We start from the raw sequence: 20616 nt of genomic DNA on the forward strand, positions 1-20616 counted from the left end.
CCACAAGAAAGAAACCGGATGCTCTCTCGTACCCTCGTCTCGCTTCTCGCGCTCGCCGCGCCCGGCACCGCCCTGGCGGCCGACCGCGAATGCGCCCAGTCGCCCGGCAAGGTGCTGGAGCTCTGCGTCTCGGTCGAAGGCGGCGCGGCGCGCTATGAAGTTAAGCGCGGCGACGTGATCGTGATCGCCGCTTCGGAACTTGGCCTCAGCTTCGCCGGCGAGCCGGCCGCGCGCTACACCGCGATCACCGATGCCCGCCGCTCGGCATCGGACAGCAGCTGGGAGCAGCCCTGGGGCGAGCAGCGCCTGATCCGCGACAACCATGCCGAGCTCGCCGTCACCATTGCCGGCGACACCGCGTTCAACAAGGCGATGCAGGTCACCTTCCGCATCTTCGACGACGGTATCGGCTTCCGCTACACCTATGCCGGCATTCCGGCGGGGCAGGCGGTCGGCGTCACTGCCGATCGCACCCAGTTCCGCACCAAGGGCAGCTACCAGGCCTGGTGGTACGAGGGGCTGGGCCAGGAGCGCGACGAGTATCTCTACACCCAGACCGACGCGCGCCGCATCACCCTGGCCGAGACGCCGCTGACGCTGAAGGGCGACAACGGCCTGTACCTCTCGATCCACGAGGCGGCGCTGGTCGATTTTCCGAGCATGCTCCTCCAGGGCGACGGGGCGGGCAAGCTCACCGCCTGGCTGATGCCCTGGCCCGACGGCGTCGGCGCGAAGAAGACCGGCCCGTTCAGCACGCCCTGGCGCACCCTGCTGGTCGGCACCACGCCCGGCGCGCTGGCCGACAGCCGGATCGAATTGAACCTCAACGAGCCGAACAAGCTCCCGGACATCGGCAAGTGGTTCAAGCCTGGCAAATATGTCGGCGTCTGGTGGGAGATGCATCTCAACAAGACCATCTGGGGCAGCGGCCCGACCCACGGCGCCAATAACGACAATGTGAAGCGCTATGTGGACTTCGCCGAGAAATACGGTTTCGACGGCGTGCTCGTCGAAGGCTGGAACCAGGGCTGGGACGGCGAGTGGATCAATAACGGAGACAAGTTCAGCTTCACCAAATCCTATCCCGATTTCGACCTGCCGATGCTCTCGGCCTACGCCAAGTCGAAGGGCGTCCACCTGATCGGCCATCACGAGACCGCCGGCGCGGTGGTGAACTACGAGAACCAGCTCGAGGCCGCGCTCGATCTGTACGCGAAGGTCGGCGTGCCCTCGGTGAAGACCGGCTATGTCCGCCACTCGGGCGATATCCTCGATCGTGAGGGCGGCAAGGAGTGGTTCGCCGGCCAGTTCATGGTCCAGCATCACCTCAAGGTGATCGAGGCGGCGGCGAAACGCCATATCACCATGGACACGCACGAGCCGGTGAAGGACACCGGGCTGCGCCGCACCTGGCCAAACTGGGTGAGCCGCGAGGGCGCGCGCGGGCAGGAGTTCAACGCCTGGGGCCGCCCGACCAACCCGCCCGAGCATCTGACGATCCTGCCCTTCACCCGCATGCTGGCGGGGCCGATGGACTTCACGCCCGGCATCTTCGACCTGGAGCATGGCAAGACGCTGCTCACCGAGCGCAACCAGTCGACGCTGGCGGCCCAGCTCGCCGAATATGTCGTGCTCTATTCGCCGATCCACATGGCTGCCGACCTGCCCGAGAATTACGAGAAGCATCTCGACGCTTTCCAGTTCATCCGCGACGTGCCGACCGACTGGGAAGTGACGAAGACCTTGGCGTCCGAGATCGGCGACTATGTCGTGGTCGCCCGCCAGCCGCGTGGCGGCGGCGACTGGTATCTCGGCGCGATCACCGACGAGATGGCGCGTGTGTTGCCGGTGAAGCTGGACTTCCTCGCACCGGGCAAGAAGTACGAGGCGCAGATCTACCGCGACGCGGCGGATGCGGATTACGTGAAGAAGCCGGTGGCCTACACGATCGAGAAGCGCGTGGTGACCAGCGCGGACACGCTCGATCTCGCACTGGCCCCCGGCGGTGGCCAGGCGGTCCGCTTCAAACTGCTGAAATAGGGGGGCTCTCAGTCTTCACTCCCAAATAACCGTCATCCCGCGCCCACTCCGTTATCCCGGCTTTCGCCGGGATAACGGAGTGGTGGTGAAGAGGGGTGGGACAGACAACACGAGCGGTGGGGATGACGACGGTGCAATTCCGGTGGTAGAGCAGGGGGCATGCTGACGCTGCCCAACATCCTCACCCTGTCGCGCATCATCACCGTTCCGCTGCTCGCGGCGTTCCTCTGGTGGCCCGAATGGCGGCTCGGCTACGGCATCGCCTTCGCGATCTACTGCCTGATGGGCGTCACCGATTATTTCGACGGCTATCTCGCCCGCGCCCAGGGCACGGTCTCGAAGCTCGGCGTGTTCCTCGATCCGATCGCCGACAAGATCATGGTCGCCGCGGTGCTGCTGATCCTCGCCGGGCGCGGCGTGATCACCGATCTCCATTTGATCCCGGCGCTGGTGATCCTGGTCCGCGAGATCGCCGTATCGGGCCTGCGCGAGTTCCTCGGCGGCATCCAGGTCTCGCTCCCCGTCTCGCGCCTCGCCAAGTGGAAGACGATGCTCCAGCTGGTCGCGCTGGGTGGCCTGATCCTCGCCGGCGCGCTGCCGCTCCCCTGGCTGTGGGGCGCCGCGCTCGCCGCCTTCTGGGTTTCCGCCGCGCTCACCCTGATCACCGGCTGGGATTATCTGCGCGTCGGCCTGCGGCACATGGACACCTGATGGAGCTGCTCTACTTCGCCTGGGTCCGCGAGGCCGTGGGAGTGGGGCAGGAGCGTGTCGACCCGCCCGAAGCGGTCTATAATGTCGCCGACCTGATCTGCTGGCTCGCCGGGCAGAGCCCCGGCCACGCCGCCGCCTTTGCCGACCCCACCAAGCTCCGCGCCGCGATCGACCAGCGCTTCGTCTCGCTCGACACGCCGCTGCACGGCGCGAAGGAAGTCGCGCTCTTCCCCCCGGTGACCGGCGGATGATCCGCGTCTCGATCGATCCCGCCCCGATCGAGCTGGCACTGGAGCTGGCGGCCCTCGAGGAACGCGGCGCGGGCGGGGTGGCAAGCTTCACCGGCGTGGTCCGCGGCGGTGACGGCATCACCGCACTCGAGCTCGAACATTATCCCGGCATGACCGAGGACGCGCTCTGCACCCTGGCGGAGCAGGCGATGGACCGCTGGAGCCTGCTCGGCGTCACGGTCCTCCACCGTGTCGGCCGCATGGAAGTCGGCGAGCGCATCGTCTTCATCGGCACCGCCGCCGCGCATCGTCGCGAGGCGCTGGCCGCCTGCGCCTATCTGATCGACCGGCTCAAGACCGACGCGCCCTTCTGGAAGCGGGAATGGCGGGGGGAGGCGGCGAGCTGGGTCGAGGCGCGCGAGAGCGACGCGGAAGCTGCTTCCAGGTGGTGAAACTCCCTCTCCTGCTTGCGGGAGAGGGAGAAGAGTTAAGGCCTGGCCTCTGCCAGCACGTCCGCCAGCAACCGGAAGTCCCGCTCCCGCGGCGAGGCTTTCCGCCACACAAGCGCGATCCGTCGCGAGGCATTGTCCGCGTCCAACGGCCGCGCGGCGACCTGGGTGTGGTCTAGGATTCCCGCATCCACCGCCATCTCCGGCAGCATCGTCACGCCCAGGCCGTTGTCGACCATCTGCACCATGGTGTGCAGCGAGGTGCCCATCATCGTCGCCTCGGCGCGCATCTCCGGCCGGTTGCAGGCCGCCAGCGCATGTTCCTTCAGGCAATGCCCGTCCTCGAGCATCAGCAGCCGCGTCTCGTCGATCTCGGCCGGGCGGATCGAGGCGCTCGGATCCATCTCGCCCTCGCGATAGGCGACGAACAGCCGATCGTCGAACAAGGGCGCCGTCTCCACGTCGCCACACGCATAGGGGAGGGCTAGCAGCACGCAGTCGGTGCGGCCATGGTTCAGCCCCTCGCACGCTTGGCCACTGGTCTCCTCGCGCAGGTAGAGCTTCAGGTCGGGATAGTCGCGGCGCAGCTTGGGCAGGATGCGCGGCAGCAGGAAGGGGGCGATCGTCGGGATCACGCTCATCCGCATCTCCCCCGAGAGCGGCCGTCCGGCGGCGCGAGCCAGGTCGCCCAGCTCGTCCGCTTCGCGCAGCACCCGCCGCGCCTTTTCTACGATGCGCTCGCCCAGCGGCGTGAAGCGCACCACCCGCCGCGTCCGCTCGACCAGCACCACGCCGATCAGCGTCTCCAGCTCGCGGATACCTGCCGAGAGCGTCGACTGGGTGACGTAGCAGCTCTCCGCCGCCCGGCCGAAATGGCCATGGTCCTTGAGCGCGACGAGATACTGCAGCTGCTTGAGCGTGGGTAGGTAGGTGGTCTGCGCCATTGATCGCCTGTTTCGATTGTATGGCGTTTATATAGTGAGTGGGACGATCAAGTCACCCCGCTACCGCATCGGCCCGCAAACACCGACATTGGGGTCGGGAACGATCACTCGCGGGCCCGTGCGAAAGCTCTTGAAGCTGCACCGGTTCAGGTCTCGCGCCACCACCGTCGCCGCGCGTTTCTTGAGCGCCTCGACGCCGACCACGAAATCGTCCCGCGCAGCCGCGAACTCGCGGTTCAACGCGCCCCTTCGCTCCGCGGAAACGCGCGGGCAGGCCTTGGTCAGCGCATCGAGCTGGCCGACCATGTCCCGCCACAACGCAGGCTCGCCCGTCCGCCGCGCATAGTGATAGAAGGTCGCCGCCTGCAGGCAGTCATGGCCGCGGACCCCGATCTGCAGGATCCGGCCATCGTCGAGCAGCTCGACCGACATGTCGCTCTCCCGCGCGTCCCAGCGCAGGTGGAGCTTCTTCCAGGCATTGGGCGCATGCATGATCGGCAGCTCGCCCGGATCGCGGGTCCATTCCTCCTGGATAAGTGTCATCGATCCGAAGGCGGTGCGATGCTCGGCCGTGCCGCTCCACGCAGCAACGGCCAGCATCAGGGGGAGAAGGCCTGCCATGCCGCGATCCTGCCCCGCGCCCGCGCAAAGGAAAAGGGCCGGGAACGCGTCCCGGCCCTCCAATTCGTCCTTAGGGAAAAGTTACGCTGCTTCGCTCAGCTCGTCCGGCAGCCGGATCATATAGTCGAACGCCGAGAGCGCTGCGGTCGAGCCCGCGCCCATCGCGATCACGATCTGCTTGTAGGGCACGGTGGTGCAGTCGCCCGCCGCGAAGATGCCCTTCTGCGAGGTCTCGCCGCGCGCATCGATCTCGATCTCGCCGCGCGGCGACAGCGCGATGCTGTCCTTCAGCCACTCGGTGTTCGGGACCAGGCCGATCTGCACGAATATGCCTTCCAGCTCGACCTGATGCTCGGTGCCGTGGTTGCGGTCCTTGTAGGTCAGGCTGGTGAGCTTCTGCCCGTCGCCCGCCACTTCGGTGGTGAGCGCCGAGGTGATCACCTTGACGTTCGGCAGGCTGCCCAGCTTGCGCTGCAGCACCGCATCGGCACGCAGCTGGCTGTCATATTCGATCAGCGTGACGTGCGCGACGAGACCGGCCAGGTCGATCGCGGCTTCCACACCCGAATTGCCGCCACCGATCACTGCCACGCGCTTGCCCTTGAACAGCGGTCCGTCGCAGTGCGGGCAATAGGTCACGCCCTTGTTGCGATATTCTTCCTCGCCGGGCACGCCCATCGTCCGCCAGCGGGCACCGGTGGAGAGGATCACGGTGCGCGCCTTCAGCGTCGCGCCATTCTCCAGCACCACCTCGTGCAGCCCGCCCTCATGCCTGGCCGGCACCAGCCTGGCGGCACGCTGGTGGTTCATGATGTCGACGTCGTAATCCTTGACGTGCTGCTCCAGATGCGCGGCGAGCTTAGGCCCCTCGGTGTGCGACACCGAGATGAAGTTCTCGATCGACATGGTGTCGAGCACCTGGCCGCCGAAGCGCTCCGCCGCGATGCCGGTACGGATGCCCTTGCGCGCCGAATAGATCGCCGCTGCGGCACCGGCAGGGCCGCCGCCGACCACCAGCACCTCGAACGGCTCCTTGCCGGCGATCTTGGCGGCGGTGCGCGCGCCGGCCGCGGTGTCGATCTTTGCGACGATCTGCTCCAGCTCCATGCGGCCGCTGGCGAACGGCTCGCCGTTCAGGAACACGCTCGGCACCGCCATCACCTGGCGTGCCTCGACTTCGGCCGGGAACAGCCCGCCGTCGATCGACGTGTGGCGGATGCGCGGGTTGAGCACCGCCATCAGGTTCAGCGCCTGCACCACGTCGGGGCAGTTCTGGCAGGTCAGCGAGAAATAGGTTTCGAACACATAGTCGCCGTCCAGGTTCTTCACCTGCTCGATCAGCTCCTGCGCCGCCTTGCTCGGATGGCCGCCGACCTGGAGCAGGGCGAGCACCAGCGAGGTGAACTCGTGCCCCATCGGCAGGCCCGCGAAGCGCACGCCGATATCGGTGCCGGTGCGGTGGATCAGGAAACTCGGCTTGCGGCTGTCGTCATCGGTGCGGACGACCGAGACCTTGTCCGAGAGCGCGGCGATTTCGTTCAGCAGCTCCTCCAGCTCGCGCGACTTGGCATCGTCACCGAGGCTGGCGACCAGCTCGATCGGCTCGCGGATGTTCGCGAGATAGCCCTTGAGCTGCTGGGTCAGGTTTGCGTCGAGCATGGCAGAAACTCCACAGAATTCAGATACAAAACGGCCCGGGACAGAAGGTGTACTGCCGTCCCGGGCCGCTGGGGGCGCCCGCAAGGGGGCTAGCGAGCGCCTGGGGGATCAGATCTTGCCGACCAGGTCGAGCGACGGAGCCAGCGTGGCCTCGCCCTCTTCCCACTTGGCGGGGCAGACTTCGCCCGGGTGCGCTGCGATGTACTGCGCAGCCTTGATCTTGCGGAGCAGCTCGGCCGCGTTGCGGCCAACGCCCTCGCTGGTGATCTCGACCAGCTGGATCACGCCTTCCGGATCGACGACGAAGGTGCCGCGGTCGGCCAGGCCCTGGCCCTCACGGAGCACGTCGAAGTTGGTCGACAGGACGTGGTTCTGGTCGCCCAGCATGTAATAGTTGATCTTGCCGATCGCGGGCGAGGTGTCGTGCCAGGCCTTGTGGCTGAAATGGGTGTCGGTCGAAACCGAGTAGACCTCGACGCCCATCTTCTGGAGCTGCGGGTAGATGTCCGCCAGGTCCTCGAGTTCGGTCGGGCACACGAAGGTGAAGTCCGCCGGGTAAAAGAAGAACACCGCCCACTTGCCCTTCGTGTCCGCGTCGGTGACCTGGACGAACTTGCCTTCCTTATAGGCCTGCGCGGTGAACGGCTTGATGGTGCTGCCGATGAGAGCCATTGCTTGGTATTCCTCCAGAACGGGGGTTGTTGTTGCAATGGCGAGATAGGCCCGCTGCATCGCAATGTGAAATTGGAATAGCCGGTCGTGTTGATCGGTTTAGTCGATCAGTTCCGATAAACTGATTGATCGAATGATATATATGCAATGCCGTGCAGTTATGCGCGTCACACCGCACTCTTCACATGGCGCGGGGAAGTGGGGTTCCGCGATGCACCCTGCTGCGCCGCAAGGTGTAAAGGACTATTTTGGCCGCTGTGCGGGGGGCAGCATGGGCGGGGGTGGCTCCAGTCGCATCTGAAGCTGGCAGGGCTTGAGGGCTGCGATCGCGGCAGTCCGCGCCTTCAGGAAGAGTGCGCTCGTCACGGAGTCGGCCGGAAGGCGCACGATGCCCGCGCCGAGAAGCTTGCCATCCCTGTCCCGCCGCTCGATTCGATAGGCACCGCCCCGATTGGCATGATCGACGATCGTGGTGCCGGCCCGGCCCATCGAGATCGAGGCGCTGGCAATGGTTGTCGGCGGCGTGCGGCGATGGACGATCCAGCCGGAGACCCGTCCTCCTTCGCCGCGCCTTCCGGGAAGGCCAGCAACTGCTCGACCGGGCCCTGGGCATCGCTCGCCAGCGCGACGAGGCTGGTGGCGAACAGCTCGGTGGGTGGGCCCAGCGCCATCCCCTCAGGAGAATAGACCGCGCCGAGCGCGAAGCCGTGCCCGGCATCGAAGGACTGGAGCTGAACGCGGGTGACGCTTGCCGGCAGGGCATCCTGCTGCACGGCGGCGACGGTCATTTCGAAATCGCCTTGCTGCAGCGTTGCGAATCCGCATTTCAGCTCCGCGCCCGCCATGGGCAGGTTCGCCAGCGCGATGGCCAGGCCGATCGTCCAGAACATCGAATGTCCCCCTCCGGCCCGCAGGGTCTTCCTATCCCGGCTGCTTGGCAAGGCCTCGCCGGAGGAGAATGGTCCGGATCCGGATCAGGGCATCACAGGGCCCGGGCGATCGTCGCGATCACGGTGATCACGATCATGCTGCCCAGGATCAGGTCGAGCGGCCGGCAGGCGCCGAGCCAGTCGACGATCCGGCCCCAGCGCCGCTGCCATCTGCTTTCCTGCGCGCCGACGCGCCGTATCCGCCCGTGGCGGCTGTTCCTGCTGCTGTCCCACATGCGCGAGGATGTGGGATGGATCGGCGTAAAGCTTCGAGAGGGAATGTGGGGCGGGGCGTAAGGAAGGCGTAAAGTCACCAACAGCCATCCTCGCGGCAATATTCGTCATCCTGCGCCCATTCCCGTCATCCCGGCGAAAGCCGGGATCTCAGGCAGAAGCGCGGAACAGGAGCCGCACGAGATCCCGGCTTTCGCCGGGATGACGGCTTGAGGCGCGGGACGGCCGTGAGACCCGTCGGGATGATCGCGTGAACCTACCGCCCCAACGCCAGGTAAAGATTGTACAAGCTGGTCAGCGTCAGCACGATGCCGACCAGCAGCATCAGTGTCTTTGGCTCCACCCGCTTGGCGAGCAGCGCGCCGAACGGTGCTGCGATCACGCCGCCGATCAGCAGGCCCACCGTCGCCAGGGTGAAGGCGCCCCAGCCGAGCTGGGTGATGAAGGTCGCCGAGATCGTCGTGGTGACGAAGAACTCGGCGGTGTTCACCGTGCCGATCGTGGTGCGCGGGCTCGATCCCTGGACGAGCAGGTTGCTGGTCACCACCGGTCCCCAGCCACCGCCGCCCGCCGCGTCGAGGAAGCCGCCGGCCAGGCCCAGCGGCTCGACGATCTTGGGCGACTTCTCCTTGGGCGGATAATGGCGGCTGCGCCACAGCAGATAGAAGCCGATGCCGGTCAGATAGGCGAGGATGAACGGCTTGGCGGTGCTGGCATCGATGTTCGAGAGCACATAGGCGCCAAGCGCGCCGCCGATCACCCCGGGCACGGCGATGCGCAGGAACAGCTTCCAGTTCACATTCTTGTGCACTGCATGGCTGATGCCCGAAACGGCCGTGGTGAACGTCTCCACCGTGTGCACGCCGGCAGAGGCTGCCGCGGGCGGCACCCCCAGGCTCAGCAACAGGGTATTGGAGATCACGCCAAAGGCCATGCCCAGCGCGCCGTCCACCATCTGGGCCGCGAATCCGACCGCGATGAACGGCAGCAGGAGCGTCAGGTCGATTCCAAAGATCATTCGTACCTTGAAGGTTGGGCCGGGAAGGAATGGATGACGGCCCCGGAACGTTCCAACAAGATACATACGCTTTACCGCGCCCAAGCCCAGAATGGGCCATTCTGGAATTCCGCCGGTTTAGCTATTATGTGGACTCCCGATAAAAGGGGACCGGCCATGTTCCAGCGCCTGGTGGCGTATCTAGATTCGATCAAGGCGCGCGATCCCGCGCCGCGATCGCGCGCGGAAATCCTGCTCTATCCGGGCGTCTGGGCGCTCGGCTATCACCGCATCGCGCACGCACTGTTCCGCAATCGCCTCTATTTCCTCGCGCGCGTGGTGAATCACTGGTCGCGCTTCGTGACGGCGATCGACATCCATCCCGGCGCGAAGATCGGCCGCAACTTCTTCATCGACCACGGCTTCGTCGTGATCGGCGAGACCGCGGAGATCGGCGACGACGTCACCATCTATCAGTGCGTCACCCTCGGCGGCACCAGCCCGGACAATGGCGTGGCCGGCAAGCGCCACCCGACCCTGCTCGACGGCGCGATCCTCGGCTCGGGCGCGCAGGTGCTCGGCCCGATAACCGTCGGCGAGCGGGCGCGTGTCGGCGCCAATGCGGTGGTCACCAAGGACGTCGCGCCCGGCGCGGTGATGGTCGGCATCCCCGCCAAGCCGACCCTGGTCGAGGCCGAGAAGTGGCAGAAGGATTTCGTGCCCTATGGCACGCCCTGCAGCGATGTCTTCGATCCGCAGACCCAGAAGCTCGAGCTGATGCGCTGCGAGCTGGAGGCGATGCGCAAGCGGCTCGACGCCGTCCTCGCCGAGCGGCGGACGGAAGGGGAGCAGCGCGACAGCGCGTAGATGGGCACCGTAACCCCGCTCCCCCTCGGACGCCCCGGCCAGGTCGGCTTCGAGCGCCCCGAGCTCACCCGCATCCTCGATCTCTACGGCCGCATGGTCGCCGCCGGCCATTGGCGCGACTATGCGATGTCGTTCGATCTCGACGCCGCGATCTTCGCCGCCTTCCGGCGCACTGCCGAGCGTCCGGAATTCCGCATCGAGAAGCGCCCGAGCCTGCGCAACCGCCAAGGCATGTGGGCGCTGGTCAACGAAAGCGGCACGATCCTCAAGCGCGGCCACGAACTGGGCCCGGTCCTGGCCCCGGTCGAGCGCCGGCTGATGAAGCTCGTGGAGGAATAGGGCAGCTGAATTCCCCTCCCCTGCAAGGGAGGGGAGAAGATTTGCGTCCTGGCTACCGCCCCAATCCCACCGGCACCGGGCTCATCCCGCCGGTCTCGCGGATCACCACCAGCGTCTCGAAGGTCCGCACCCGCTCGTCGGCCGAGAAGAGCCGGCGGACAAGGTCGTCATAGCTCTCCATGTCGCGTGCGATGATCCGCACCGCGAAATCATGGTCGCCGGTGACGTTCCAGGCTTCCATCACTTCGGGCTCGCGGCGGAAGATCTCGAACATCTCGCTCACCGTGTCCGCAGTCTCGCGCTCCAGCGTGACGAGCACGATCATCGACAGCGGCCAGCCGAGCGTCTTCGGGCGCACCACCGCGATCTCGCGTTCGATCACCCCGGTCTCGCGCAGCCGTCGGATCCGGCGGTAGCAGGCGGGGGCGGACAGGCCGACCTTCTCCGCCAGCGCCGCGACCGGCTGCTGCACATCGACCTGCAGCAGCTCGAGCAGCTTCAGGTCGAACGAATCGAGCGGTTCAATCTTCGTCATTCTGCGAGCCTATGCCGATAAAATTTATCACGTAAGCGCTAAAATAAACCACTCTTATCGCCGGAAAAACATATCCTCGGACCCGATAACAGCAACCTTCCGAGTACCAGATGTCCACTCTCGCCGCTCCGCGTGCCGCTTCCGCGCGCCTCGATCTCGTCGCCCTGGCCGCGCTGGCCGTCGCGGTGCTCTCGGTCACCACGGGGGCGACCTTCGCCAAGAAGCTCTTCCCCCTGGTCGGGCCGGAGGGCGCAACCGCGCTCCGCCTGATCTTCGCCGCCGCGATCCTGTCGGCGATATTCCGGCCCTGGCGGATCCGGTTCGATGCCGGCTGGCGCTCGCTGCTCGCCTACGGCCTGGTGCTCGGGGTGATGAACCTGACCTTCTACAAGGCCTTGTCCTATATCCCGCTCGGCATCGCGATCGCGATCGAGTTCACCGGCCCACTGGCGGTGGCGGTGCTCACCTCGCGCCGCCGGGTCGATTTCCTGTGGATCGGCCTCGCCGTGATCGGCCTGCTGCTGCTCCTGCCGATCTGGAAGGGCGCGGCGCATCTCGACTGGCGCGGCGTCGCCCTCGCACTCGTCGCCAGTGCCTGCTGGGCGACCTACATCCTCGCCGGCCGTCACGCCGGCAAGGCGCACGGCCCCGCCGCGGCGGCCGGAGGCATGCTGATCGCGGCCTGCCTGGCGGCCCCGGTCGGGGTGATCCATGCCGGAGCGGCGCTGCTCCGGCCCGAGGCGCTGATGCTCGGCCTGCTCGTCGGCATCGTCTCCAGCGCCATTCCCTATGCGCTCGAGATGATCGCGATGCCCCGGCTGCCCGCCAACACCTTCGGCACCCTGCTCAGCGTCGAGCCGGCGGTGGGCGCGCTGATGGCGTTCCTCATTCTCGGCGAGGTGCTGACCGGGATCCAATGGTTCGCCATCGGCCTGATCGTCCTTTCCTCGGTCGGCACCGCGACCAGTGCGGGACCGGGCGAGGCGGCCGAACAACCCGCATGAAAAACCCCTCCCGCGCCTTGGGGCACGGGAGGGGTCAGGGTCTGGAAAGCCGGGCTGGGGACCTTGCTTTCCGCGAGACGGCCTATGTCAGGTCAGGCCGTCACGATCTGGGTAGGGGGCAGCCGCTCCTCGAGCCCGCCGAGCAGGCCGACCACCGTGCGGCGGACCGGCTGCCAGAAGGCCGAGAGCAGCAGCAGCGCCGATCCGATCACCAGCGCGGTGAGCGCCGCGGCCAGCTCGACCGCACCGGTCGCCTGGAACAGCGCGTACATCGCCCAGAGCACATAGATCAGGCTGGAGACGAGCAGTGCGCGGCGGTCGACCGCCAGCGCCACGAAGGCGAAGGCGACGTAGAGCGCGATCACCACCGCCGCGACCGGGCCGGTAACTTCGCCGTCGAACACGCCGAGCATGTGGAACACCGGGTGCGCGATCAGCGGCGCCGCGGCGAGGTGAAGCCAGAAGGCCACGTCCGAGCGGCGGGTGCGGCGCTCCAGGTCGGTCATGTCCCAGCGCATCGCGAAGAAGAACATCGCCACGCCGGCGACGAGCAGCATCTCGTTCACCCAGTCCTTGGCCAGCGGCACCAGCGCCAGCACGATCGCGACCAGCATGCCGACCACGACCAGCGCGCCCGCGGCGACGGTGATCGGCACCATGAAGCGCTTCCAGTGGACGAAGGTCGCGGCGGCGGTCAGCAGGCCGACCACAGCGGCGATGCCGGCGCCAAGCTGCTGCTTCTGCAGGTCGCTCGCCAGATGCATCTGCTCCTCGATCCAGGGGATGTTGGCGGCGAAGATGCCCGAAAGGCCGGCTGCCACGCCGCCGACAAAGCCGAACAGCAGCAGGATCGAGGGCAGCGCCATGCGCCGCTTGGCGGTGAAATATTCGGCGAGCATCCAGCTCGTCGCGGCCACGGCGAAGCCCCCGCCGATCATGTTGCCGCCGATGACGCGCGGCTCCGGCCCGGCGCCGATCAGCAGCTCGCCGACATAGGCGCCGATGCGCCCGGCCGCGACCAGGATTAGCGCGGCGGCGATCGCCACGAAGATGTCGTTGAAGCCGGTGAGCAGCTTGAAATGCTCTTCGTCCACCGCGGGCGTCGATCGACGCTCGGCGACATAGTTGCGCAGCGCATTGGCGGCGGCGGGGGAAAGCGCCCCCGCTTCCACGGCACTGGCCAGATCGCTCTCGCTATACATGGCAGTCTCCTCCTGTGGGGGAGGATATACCCGATGTGTATTAGTGATGCAATACGGTGAGTCGGTTGGCTTCTGCCCCTTACACCGTCATCCCGGCGAAAGCCGGGATCTCAGGCGAAGGCGCGGGACAGGAGTCGCACGAGATCCCGGCTTTCGCCGGGATGACGAAAAGGGGAGGGGCGACGCTTACCCCCTCTGCAGCTTCCCCAGAATCAGCATCGTCTGCTCGCTGCCCGACCCCGGCACGATCTCCCCGGTCCGGTCGGTGATCTGCGCCCATTGCGCCTGCACCGCCTCCGGGGTGAGCGCTTCCAGCTTCGCACCCTGGGTCAGCGTCACATAGGCGGCCTGGACCACCCCGCCGCCGGCGCCGACGATCTGGTTGGTCGGCGCGTCCTCGCTTACCAGGAACAGCGCCGCTGGCGCCACATTCTCGGGCGCGAAGGCCTTGAAGGCTTCCTCGGGGAACAGGTCCTCGGTCATCCGGGTGCCCGCCACCGGGGCGATCGTGTTGACCTTGATCCCGTATTTCGCGCCCTCCAGGTAGAGCGTCTTGGTCAGGCCGGCCAGGCCGAGCTTGGCCGCGCCGTAATTCGCCTGGCCGAAATTGCCGAACAGCCCGGTGGAGGAGGCGGTCATCAGGATGCGGCCGTAATTGGCCTCGCGCATCGTCTCCCACACCGCCTTGGTGCAGTTGGCCGAGCCGATCAGGTGGACGTCGACGACGAACTTGAAGTCCTCGGGCTCCATCTTGGCGAAGCTCCTGTCGCGCAGCACGCCGGCATTGTTGATCAGGATGTCGATCCGGCCCCATTTCGCCTTCGCCGCCTCGACCATCGCGACCATGTGGGCATAGTCGGTGACGCTGCCGCCGTTCGACATCGCCTCGCCGCCCAGCGCCTCGATCTCCTCGACCACCTTCAGGGCCGCGTCCGAATGCCCGGTGCCGTCGCGCGATCCGCCCAGGTCGTTGACCACCACCTTGGCTCCGCGCTTCGCCAGCTCGAGGGCATAGGCGCGGCCCAGCCCGCCGCCCGCACCGGTGACGATGGCGACGCGGTCCTTGAAGTCGATGGTCATGCAGCTCTCTCCTTTGGAAGAGAGCTTAGGCAGGGCGGGGAGGGGGAGACAACCCAAACCGTCACCCGCCCCAAACCGTCATCCCGGCGAAAGCCGGGATCTCAGGCGATGGCGCGGGGAAGGAGCCGCACGAGATCCCGGCTTTCGCCGGGATGACGAAGGGGAGGCGAGCGCGCGGCCCGCCCCCCAGGCGCGTCAATCACCGCGACTGGCGGCAGTGATCCTTGATGGTCTTCGAGCAGCGCGGATAGCTCTTCGGGTCCGAGGGCATAGGCGCGGCAGCGGTCGCCGGGGCGGCGGGGGCCGCCGCGTCCGCGGTCGTATCCGGTGCGGGAGCGGCCGGCGGGGCGGGCGGCGTGGTCGTCGCATCCGGCGCCGCGGGCATGGCCGGGGCGGCGGGCGGCGGGTTGGTCGCGGGCGGCGGCGGCGCTGCCGGATCGGCCGGAGTCGCGGGTTCCGCAGGCGGGGTCGGGGCGGTCTGCGCGTCGGTCGGCGGCGGCGGGGGAGCCGGCGGCGTGGCCGGTGTCGTCTGCTGCTGCGGATTGGTCTGGGGCATGTCCTGCGCGATGGCAGTGCCGCCGATCGCAAGGGCGGCCGAGGCCAGGAGCATGAACTTCATCGAAAACTTCCTCTCTGTCGCTCCCCCTGCACCCCTCGAAAACGCATGTGCCGGGCACGACGTTGCGCGCCCGGCACATTTCGGTCCCGCAAAAAGGGGCGTCTGGCGCTCAGCCGCCGCGCTGGCGGCAGCCGTCGAACTGGCCGCGCTTGCACAGCGGGTAGCTTTCCCTGGGCGCCGGCGGCGGGAAGGCCTGGCTCGGCGTCTGGGTGCTCGGCACGAATACCACCTGGGTTCCGGGCGGCGGGGTGGTGCCGGTGCTGAACAGCGGCGCGGCCGGGGCATAGCCACCCAGCTTGCTGGCGTCGTTGTTGGTCGGCGCTTCGGCCTTCTGCGCGGAGGTCTGCGCGTGCGTGGCGCCGGCGACGAGCGTCAGCGCGGCTGCCATGGCAAGGAGCTTCATGGGGTGCGTCTCCTGAAACCGGGCGTGTTCGTTACGCCCGGTCCAGCAACGCGAGGGGGAGGGGTTGGTTTCGTGAAATCGAAGTCATCAAAAACCCGCGACCCCTCACCGTCATCCCGGCGAAAGCCGGGATCTCAGGCGAAGGCGCGGGGCAAGAGCCGCACGAGATCCCGGCTTTCGCCGGGATGACGGATATTAGTTCCCCGCGTCCAGCGCGTACCCGGCCGAGCGCACCGTCCGGATGATGTCCGGCCGGTTGCCCTTGTTGATCGCCTTGCGCAGGCGCCGGATGTGCACGTCCACCGTCCGGCTCTCGATGTCGCTGTCATGGCCCCACACCGCGTCGAGCAGCCGCTCGCGCGAGAAGACCCAGCCCGGATGCTCGAGGAAGTGCTTGAGCAGGCGGAACTCGGTCGGCCCCAGCTGCACCACTTCGCCGGCGCGGCGGACCTTGTGGCCCACCGTGTCCATCTCGATGTCCGAATAGGTCAGCGCCTCGCCGGCCAGCGCCGGTCGCACGCGCCGCAGCACCGCGCCGACGCGGGCAACCAGCTCGCGCGGAGAGAAGGGCTTGGTGACATAGTCGTCCGCGCCGGTCTCGAGCCCGCGGACGCGATCCTCTTCCTCGCCGCGCGCGGTGAGCATGATGATCGGCACGTTCGCGGTCTCGGGCATGCGGCGCAGGCGCCGGCAGACCTCGATGCCGCTCAGCCCCTCGACCATCCAGTCGAGCAGCACGATGTCCGGTGTCGCCTCCTTGGCGAGGAGCAGGGCTTCCTCCCCGTCCGGGGTGTGCTTCACCTCATAATCTTCACGCTTGAAGTGATAGGCGACCAGTTCCGCGATTGCGGCGTCGTCCTCGACGAGAAGCATCTTAACTCGGGCCATATTTTCCCCGTTTCCCCGCTTAGTTCGCTCCGGCCTCGCCGGTCTCGCGCTCGGCCATATATTCGCCTGTCGCCGCGAAATAGACCATCTCGGCCACGTTGGTGGCGTGATCGCCCACCCTCTCCAGGTTCTTCGCCACGAACAGCAGGTGCGCCACCTGGCTGATCGTCCTCGAATTCTCGACCATATAGGTCACAAGGGTGCGGAAGATCGAATCATAGAAATCGTCGAGCGCATTGTCGCGCTTGCACACCCGGATCGCAGCCTCGGGATCGCGCGCCGAATAGGCGTCGAGCACGTCATGGACCATGTCCGCGGCCAGCTGGCCCATCGACGGCAGGATCGAGACGACGTCGATCCGCTCCTCGCCCTCGGCATGGATCAGCGGCACGCGCTTGGCGATGTTCTTGGCATAGTCGCCGATCCGCTCGATCACCGCGGCGATCTTGAGCGCGGCGATCACTTCGCGCAGGTCGTCCGCCATCGGCGCCCGCAGCGCGATCACCCGGACGACGAGCTTTTCCAGCTCGGCCTCGATCGCGTCGATCTGCTTGTCCTTCTTGCGGACCTCATTGGCCAGCTCGGCATCGCCGCGCGACAGCGCCAGCATGGCGTCCTCGATCGCCTGCTCGGCCAGCCCGCCCATTTGCGAGATCAGCGCGCGCAGCTGCCCGATGTCCTGATCGAACGCCTTTACGGTATGTTCCTGGCCAGTCGACATGATGCCTGCTCTTAGCCGTAACGGCCGGTAATGTAATCCTTCGTCCGCTCCTGCTTCGGCGCGGTGAAGATATTGTCGGTGTCGCCATACTCGACCAGCTGGCCGAGATGGAAGAAGGCGGTCTTCTGGCTGACGCGCGCCGCCTGCTGCATATTGTGGGTGACGATCACGATGGCGTAGCGGCCCTTGAGCTCGTGGATCAGCTCCTCGATCTTGGCGGTGGCGATCGGATCGAGCGCCGAGCAGGGCTCGTCCATCAGGATCACCTCGGGGTCGACGGCGATCGCCCGGGCGATGCAGAGGCGCTGCTGCTGGCCGCCCGAAAGCGCGGTGCCGCTGTCGCTCAGCCGGTCCTTCACTTCGTCCCACAGGCCGGCGCGGCGCAGCGACTGCTCGACGATCCCGTCCAGCGCGCCCTTCGACGCCGCCAGCCCGTGGATGCGCGGGCCGTACGCCACATTCTCGTAGATCGACTTGGGGAAGGGGTTCGGCTTCTGGAACACCATGCCGACGCGGGCGCGCAGCTGCACCACGTCCATCGCGGAGGAATAGATGTCCTCGCCGTCCAGCGTGATCTCACCGGTCACCCGGGCGCTGGCGATCGTGTCGTTCATCCGGTTGAGCGTGCGCAGGAAGGTCGACTTGCCGCAGCCCGACGGGCCGATGAACGCGGTGACATGGTCCATGTCGACGTCGATCGAGACGTCGCGGATCGCCTGCTTGTCGCCGTAGGACACGCTGACGCCGCGGGCGGACATCTTGTGCCCGGTGCCGGTGGGAAAGGGAGTGGCGTCGGTCATTACCAGCGGGTCTCGAACTTGTTGCGAAGATAGATGGCGAGCCCGTTCATGGCGAGCAGGAACACCAGCAGCACCAGGATCGCGGCGGAGGTCTTCTCGACGAAGCCGCGGCTGACTTCGTCGGACCACAGGAAGATCTGGACGGGCAGCACGGTGGCCGGATCGGTGAAGCCGCTCGGCGGGGTGACGATGAAGGCGCGCATGCCGATCAGCAGCAGCGGCGCGGTCTCGCCCAGCGCACGCGCCATGCCGATGATCGTGCCGGTCAGGATGCCCGGCATGGCGAGGGGGAGGACATGGTGGAAAACCACCTGGATCCGGCTCGCCCCGATGCCCAATGCGGCGTCGCGGATCGACGGGGGCACGCCCTTGATCGCGTTGCGGCTGGCGATGACGATCACCGGCATGATCATCAGCGCGAGCGTCAGCCCGCCGACGATCGCCGCCGAGCGCGGAAAGAGCGGGCCGAAAGTGTGGCCGCCGATCTGCCAGCTGCCCAGGAACACCGCCAGGCCGAGCAGGCCGAAGATGATCGAGGGCACCGCCGCCAGGTTGTTGATCGACACTTCGATCAGGTCGGTCCAGCGGTTCTTCGGGGCATATTCCTCGAGATAGATCGCCGAGAGCACGCCGACCGGGAAGGCGATCAGGAAGGTCACCAGCATGGTCAGCAGCGAGCCTTTGAGCGCCCCCCAGATGCCCACCGCCACCGGATCGTTCGAATTGCTCGCGCTGAAGAAGCCCCAGTTGAAGCCGGTGCGCAGCTGCCCCGCCTGGCTGAGCTTGCGGGCATCCGCCTGGACGTTCGCCGGGCCTTCGCCGCGCGATCCCATCTCGAGCTCGGTCGAGGCGGGCACCCAGATGGTCGCCTTGCCGTCGAGGATCGCGGGATGCGCCTTGATCCTGTCGCGCACCGTCACCCAGGCGCTGTTCGAGGCGAGCGAATAGCCTGCCGGGCTGGTCGCCAGCGTCTCGACCTTGTCCTGCAGCCCGGCCCCGGCCAGCGCCAGGTCGGCACCCGGGGTCTTGAGGTGCGAACGGTCGATCTCGATGCCCAGCTTCGGGAAGTCGAAGTGCAGCGCCACTTCGCTGCGGGTGAAGCCGCGCGCGCCATTGGCCATCATCGTCGCGATCAGGAAGGCGAGGAAGGCGGCGGAGAGGATCACCGCCATCATCCCGAACAGCTTGAAGCGCCGCTCGCGCGCATAGCGGCGGCGGATGCGCTTCTGCATCGCCGCGCTCTTCCAGTCGGTCGGCGTCCGCTCGGGCGCGGGAGCAGGGGAGGCGACGCGCTTACTCATAGGCTTCGCGATACTTCTTCACGACGCGCAGCGCGACGATGTTGAGCAGCAGGGTGATCACGAACAGTGTCAGGCCCAGCGCGAAGGCCGCCAGCGTCTTGGGGCTGTCGAACTCGCTCTCGCCGGTCAGCAGGTCGACGATCTGCTTGGTGACGGTGGTCGCGCTCTCGAACGGGTTGAGCGTGATGTTGGCGGCGCCGCTCGCGGCCATCACCACGATCATCGTCTCGCCGATCGCGCGGCTGACGGCGAGCAGCACGCCCGCCACCACGCCCGGCAGCGCCGCGGGCAGCAGCACGCGCGAGATCGTCTCCGAATTGGTCGCGCCCATCGCCAGGCTGCCGTCGCGCATCGCGGTCGGCACCGCGGCGATCGAGTCGTCGGCAAGGCTCGAGACGAACGGGATGATCATCACCCCCATCACCAGGCCGGCCGCCAGCGCGCTCTCGGCCGAGGCGAAGGGCATGCCGAGGAACACCGCCAGGTTGCGCACCGCCGGCGCCACGGTCAGCGCGGCGAAATAGCCATAGACCACGGTCGGCACGCCGGCGAGAATCTCGAGCAGCGGCTTCATCCAGCGGCGCACGCGCGGTGCGGCATATTGGGTGAGGTAGATCGCGCTCATCAGGCCGAACGGGATGGCGACCAGCATCGCGATCACCGCGCCGATGAAGAAGGTGCCCCAGAACAGCGGCACCGCGCCCAGCGACTTGCCCGGATTGTTCGGGTCGATCAGCTGCGGGCTCCAGTGCGTGCTGAACAGGAAGTCCTGCGGCGGCACCATCGCGAAGAAGCGCATCGATTCCCAGAACAGCGACAGGAAGATGCCCACCGTCGTCAGGATCGCGATCAGCGAGGCGAGCAGCAGGATCAGCATCAGCCCGCGCTCCACCCGGGTGCGCGCGCGGAAGGTCGGGCTGGTCCGGGTGAAGGCGAAGGCACCGCCGGCAAAGGCGAGCAGGATCGCGATCCCGGTGCCGGTCCAGCCGTAGAATGCGATCGCCGCGCGCATCGGCTCGACCAGCGCGGTGGCGGTATCGTCGAAGGTCGCATCGGCGCGACCCAGCGCCACGTCGCGCGCTTCGCCCAGGATCGTGTCGCGCTCGAAGGCGAAGTCGGAGAGCTGGCTGGCCGCCGGCGACTTGAGCACCTGGTCCTTGATCAGCGCCGGGCTCAGCGCGCTCCAAACTGCGATGAACAGCAGGGCCGGCAGCACCGTCCACATCGCCACGTACCAGCCATGCTGCGAGGGCAGCGAATGGAGCCGCTTCTGTCCGCCGCGATCGAACCGCACGGCACGCGCACGCGCCGTCAGCCAGCCGATCAGGCCAAGGCCCACCACGACGAACAGGAGCGCGAAGACATTCACCG

At 67.1% G+C, this 20616-nt stretch carries 24 protein-coding genes; 7 read left to right on the top strand and 17 right to left on the bottom strand.

Annotated features, from left to right (window positions below; genetic code table 11):
- Positions 1 to 18: 18 nt before the first annotated feature.
- From GGR46_RS01920 to GGR46_RS01935, 4 genes are all read left to right on the top strand, one after another.
- Entirely contained in the window at positions 19 to 2040 is a 2022-nt protein-coding gene (locus GGR46_RS01920; RefSeq protein ID WP_183994046.1) for a glycoside hydrolase family 97 protein, read from the top strand.
- Between the two features lie 159 nt (positions 2041 to 2199).
- Positions 2200 to 2751, top strand: a complete 552-nt coding sequence (gene pgsA, locus GGR46_RS01925) for a CDP-diacylglycerol--glycerol-3-phosphate 3-phosphatidyltransferase (protein WP_183994048.1) — start codon at positions 2200 to 2202, stop codon at positions 2749 to 2751.
- Positions 2751 to 3002: a molybdopterin converting factor subunit 1 gene (moaD, locus tag GGR46_RS01930; RefSeq protein WP_183994050.1), complete on the top strand. Its 252-nt coding sequence runs from the start codon at positions 2751 to 2753 to the stop codon at positions 3000 to 3002. Before pgsA ends, moaD begins: the two co-directional genes overlap by 1 nt.
- Positions 2999 to 3433, top strand: a complete 435-nt coding sequence (locus tag GGR46_RS01935) for a molybdenum cofactor biosynthesis protein MoaE (protein WP_183994052.1) — start codon at positions 2999 to 3001, stop codon at positions 3431 to 3433. Before moaD ends, GGR46_RS01935 begins: the two co-directional genes overlap by 4 nt.
- 35 nt (positions 3434 to 3468) lie before the next feature.
- Here the strand turns inward: GGR46_RS01935 and GGR46_RS01940 are convergent, their stop codons facing one another.
- The 7 genes from GGR46_RS01940 to GGR46_RS01970 all read right to left on the bottom strand — a co-directional run bounded on the left by GGR46_RS01940 (position 3469) and on the right by GGR46_RS01970 (position 9507).
- On the bottom strand, positions 3469 to 4374 hold the full coding sequence (locus GGR46_RS01940) for a hydrogen peroxide-inducible genes activator (RefSeq protein WP_183994054.1): 906 nt from the start codon (positions 4372 to 4374) through the stop codon (positions 3469 to 3471).
- A 60-nt stretch (positions 4375 to 4434) separates the two neighbouring features.
- Positions 4435 to 4995: a hypothetical protein gene (locus GGR46_RS01945; RefSeq protein ID WP_183994056.1), complete on the bottom strand. Its 561-nt coding sequence runs from the start codon at positions 4993 to 4995 to the stop codon at positions 4435 to 4437.
- An 81-nt stretch (positions 4996 to 5076) separates the two neighbouring features.
- Positions 5077 to 6654, bottom strand: a complete 1578-nt coding sequence (gene ahpF / locus GGR46_RS01950; protein ID WP_183994058.1) for an alkyl hydroperoxide reductase subunit F — start codon at positions 6652 to 6654, stop codon at positions 5077 to 5079.
- 108 nt (positions 6655 to 6762) lie between these two features.
- Positions 6763 to 7326: an alkyl hydroperoxide reductase subunit C gene (ahpC, locus tag GGR46_RS01955; protein ID WP_183994060.1), complete on the bottom strand. Its 564-nt coding sequence runs from the start codon at positions 7324 to 7326 to the stop codon at positions 6763 to 6765.
- Positions 7327 to 7688: 362 nt separating this feature from the next.
- Positions 7689 to 8216 carry a hypothetical protein gene (locus GGR46_RS01960; protein WP_183994062.1) on the bottom strand — a complete coding sequence of 176 codons (528 nt, stop codon included), beginning with the start codon at positions 8214 to 8216 and terminating at the stop codon, positions 7689 to 7691.
- Between the two features lie 92 nt (positions 8217 to 8308).
- A complete protein-coding gene (locus tag GGR46_RS01965; RefSeq protein WP_183994064.1) occupies positions 8309 to 8491 on the bottom strand; it encodes a hypothetical protein in 183 nt (60 codons plus the stop codon).
- A 254-nt stretch (positions 8492 to 8745) separates the two neighbouring features.
- A complete protein-coding gene (locus GGR46_RS01970) occupies positions 8746 to 9507 on the bottom strand; it encodes a sulfite exporter TauE/SafE family protein (RefSeq protein WP_183994066.1) in 762 nt (253 codons plus the stop codon).
- Positions 9508 to 9663: 156 nt separating this feature from the next.
- Here GGR46_RS01970 and epsC point away from each other — a divergent pair, with 156 nt between their 5' ends.
- Together epsC and GGR46_RS01980 are read left to right on the top strand one after the other, a co-directional pair.
- Positions 9664 to 10353 carry a serine O-acetyltransferase EpsC gene (gene epsC / locus GGR46_RS01975; RefSeq protein ID WP_183994068.1) on the top strand — a complete coding sequence of 230 codons (690 nt, stop codon included), beginning with the start codon at positions 9664 to 9666 and terminating at the stop codon, positions 10351 to 10353.
- Positions 10354 to 10692 carry a DUF2794 domain-containing protein gene (locus tag GGR46_RS01980; protein ID WP_183994070.1) on the top strand — a complete coding sequence of 113 codons (339 nt, stop codon included), beginning with the start codon at positions 10354 to 10356 and terminating at the stop codon, positions 10690 to 10692.
- A 52-nt stretch (positions 10693 to 10744) separates the two neighbouring features.
- Here GGR46_RS01980 and GGR46_RS01985 read toward each other — a convergent pair whose 3' ends face one another.
- The gene (locus GGR46_RS01985) at positions 10745 to 11227 is read right to left on the bottom strand and encodes an Lrp/AsnC family transcriptional regulator (protein ID WP_183994072.1); all 483 of its coding nucleotides are present in this window, start codon (positions 11225 to 11227) and stop codon (positions 10745 to 10747) included.
- Between the two features lie 110 nt (positions 11228 to 11337).
- Between GGR46_RS01985 and GGR46_RS01990 the strand changes: the two genes are divergently transcribed.
- Positions 11338 to 12231: an EamA family transporter gene (locus GGR46_RS01990; RefSeq protein WP_183994074.1), complete on the top strand. Its 894-nt coding sequence runs from the start codon at positions 11338 to 11340 to the stop codon at positions 12229 to 12231.
- A gap of 92 nt (positions 12232 to 12323) precedes the next feature.
- Here the strand turns inward: GGR46_RS01990 and GGR46_RS01995 are convergent, their stop codons facing one another.
- The 9 genes from GGR46_RS01995 to pstC all read right to left on the bottom strand — a co-directional run bounded on the left by GGR46_RS01995 (position 12324) and on the right by pstC (position 20614).
- Positions 12324 to 13433, bottom strand: a complete 1110-nt coding sequence (locus tag GGR46_RS01995) for a hypothetical protein (protein ID WP_183994076.1) — start codon at positions 13431 to 13433, stop codon at positions 12324 to 12326.
- A 186-nt stretch (positions 13434 to 13619) separates the two neighbouring features.
- Positions 13620 to 14513 (bottom strand): SDR family NAD(P)-dependent oxidoreductase, encoded by an 894-nt coding sequence (locus tag GGR46_RS02000; protein ID WP_183994078.1) that lies wholly within the window; start codon positions 14511 to 14513, stop codon positions 13620 to 13622.
- A gap of 199 nt (positions 14514 to 14712) precedes the next feature.
- Positions 14713 to 15132, bottom strand: coding sequence for a Fe-S oxidoreductase (locus GGR46_RS02005; protein ID WP_183994080.1), 420 nt, complete (start codon positions 15130 to 15132; stop codon positions 14713 to 14715).
- A 109-nt stretch (positions 15133 to 15241) separates the two neighbouring features.
- Positions 15242 to 15535 carry a hypothetical protein gene (locus tag GGR46_RS02010; RefSeq protein ID WP_183994082.1) on the bottom strand — a complete coding sequence of 98 codons (294 nt, stop codon included), beginning with the start codon at positions 15533 to 15535 and terminating at the stop codon, positions 15242 to 15244.
- Positions 15536 to 15730: 195 nt separating this feature from the next.
- Positions 15731 to 16423 carry a phosphate regulon transcriptional regulator PhoB gene (gene phoB, locus GGR46_RS02015; protein ID WP_086128782.1) on the bottom strand — a complete coding sequence of 231 codons (693 nt, stop codon included), beginning with the start codon at positions 16421 to 16423 and terminating at the stop codon, positions 15731 to 15733.
- Positions 16424 to 16442: 19 nt separating this feature from the next.
- A complete protein-coding gene (phoU, locus tag GGR46_RS02020) occupies positions 16443 to 17144 on the bottom strand; it encodes a phosphate signaling complex protein PhoU (RefSeq protein WP_183994084.1) in 702 nt (233 codons plus the stop codon).
- An 11-nt stretch (positions 17145 to 17155) separates the two neighbouring features.
- Positions 17156 to 17944: a phosphate ABC transporter ATP-binding protein PstB gene (pstB, locus tag GGR46_RS02025; RefSeq protein ID WP_183994086.1), complete on the bottom strand. Its 789-nt coding sequence runs from the start codon at positions 17942 to 17944 to the stop codon at positions 17156 to 17158.
- Positions 17944 to 19245 carry a phosphate ABC transporter permease PstA gene (pstA, locus tag GGR46_RS02030; RefSeq protein ID WP_246425872.1) on the bottom strand — a complete coding sequence of 434 codons (1302 nt, stop codon included), beginning with the start codon at positions 19243 to 19245 and terminating at the stop codon, positions 17944 to 17946. The genes pstB and pstA overlap by 1 nt, the downstream gene beginning before the upstream one ends.
- A complete protein-coding gene (gene pstC / locus GGR46_RS02035) occupies positions 19238 to 20614 on the bottom strand; it encodes a phosphate ABC transporter permease subunit PstC (protein WP_183994088.1) in 1377 nt (458 codons plus the stop codon). Before pstC ends, pstA begins: the two co-directional genes overlap by 8 nt.
- Positions 20615 to 20616: the final 2 nt, after the last annotated feature.

The organism is Sphingomonas kyeonggiensis, assembly GCF_014196745.1.
GTDB lineage: Bacteria > Pseudomonadota > Alphaproteobacteria > Sphingomonadales > Sphingomonadaceae > Sphingomonas > Sphingomonas kyeonggiensis.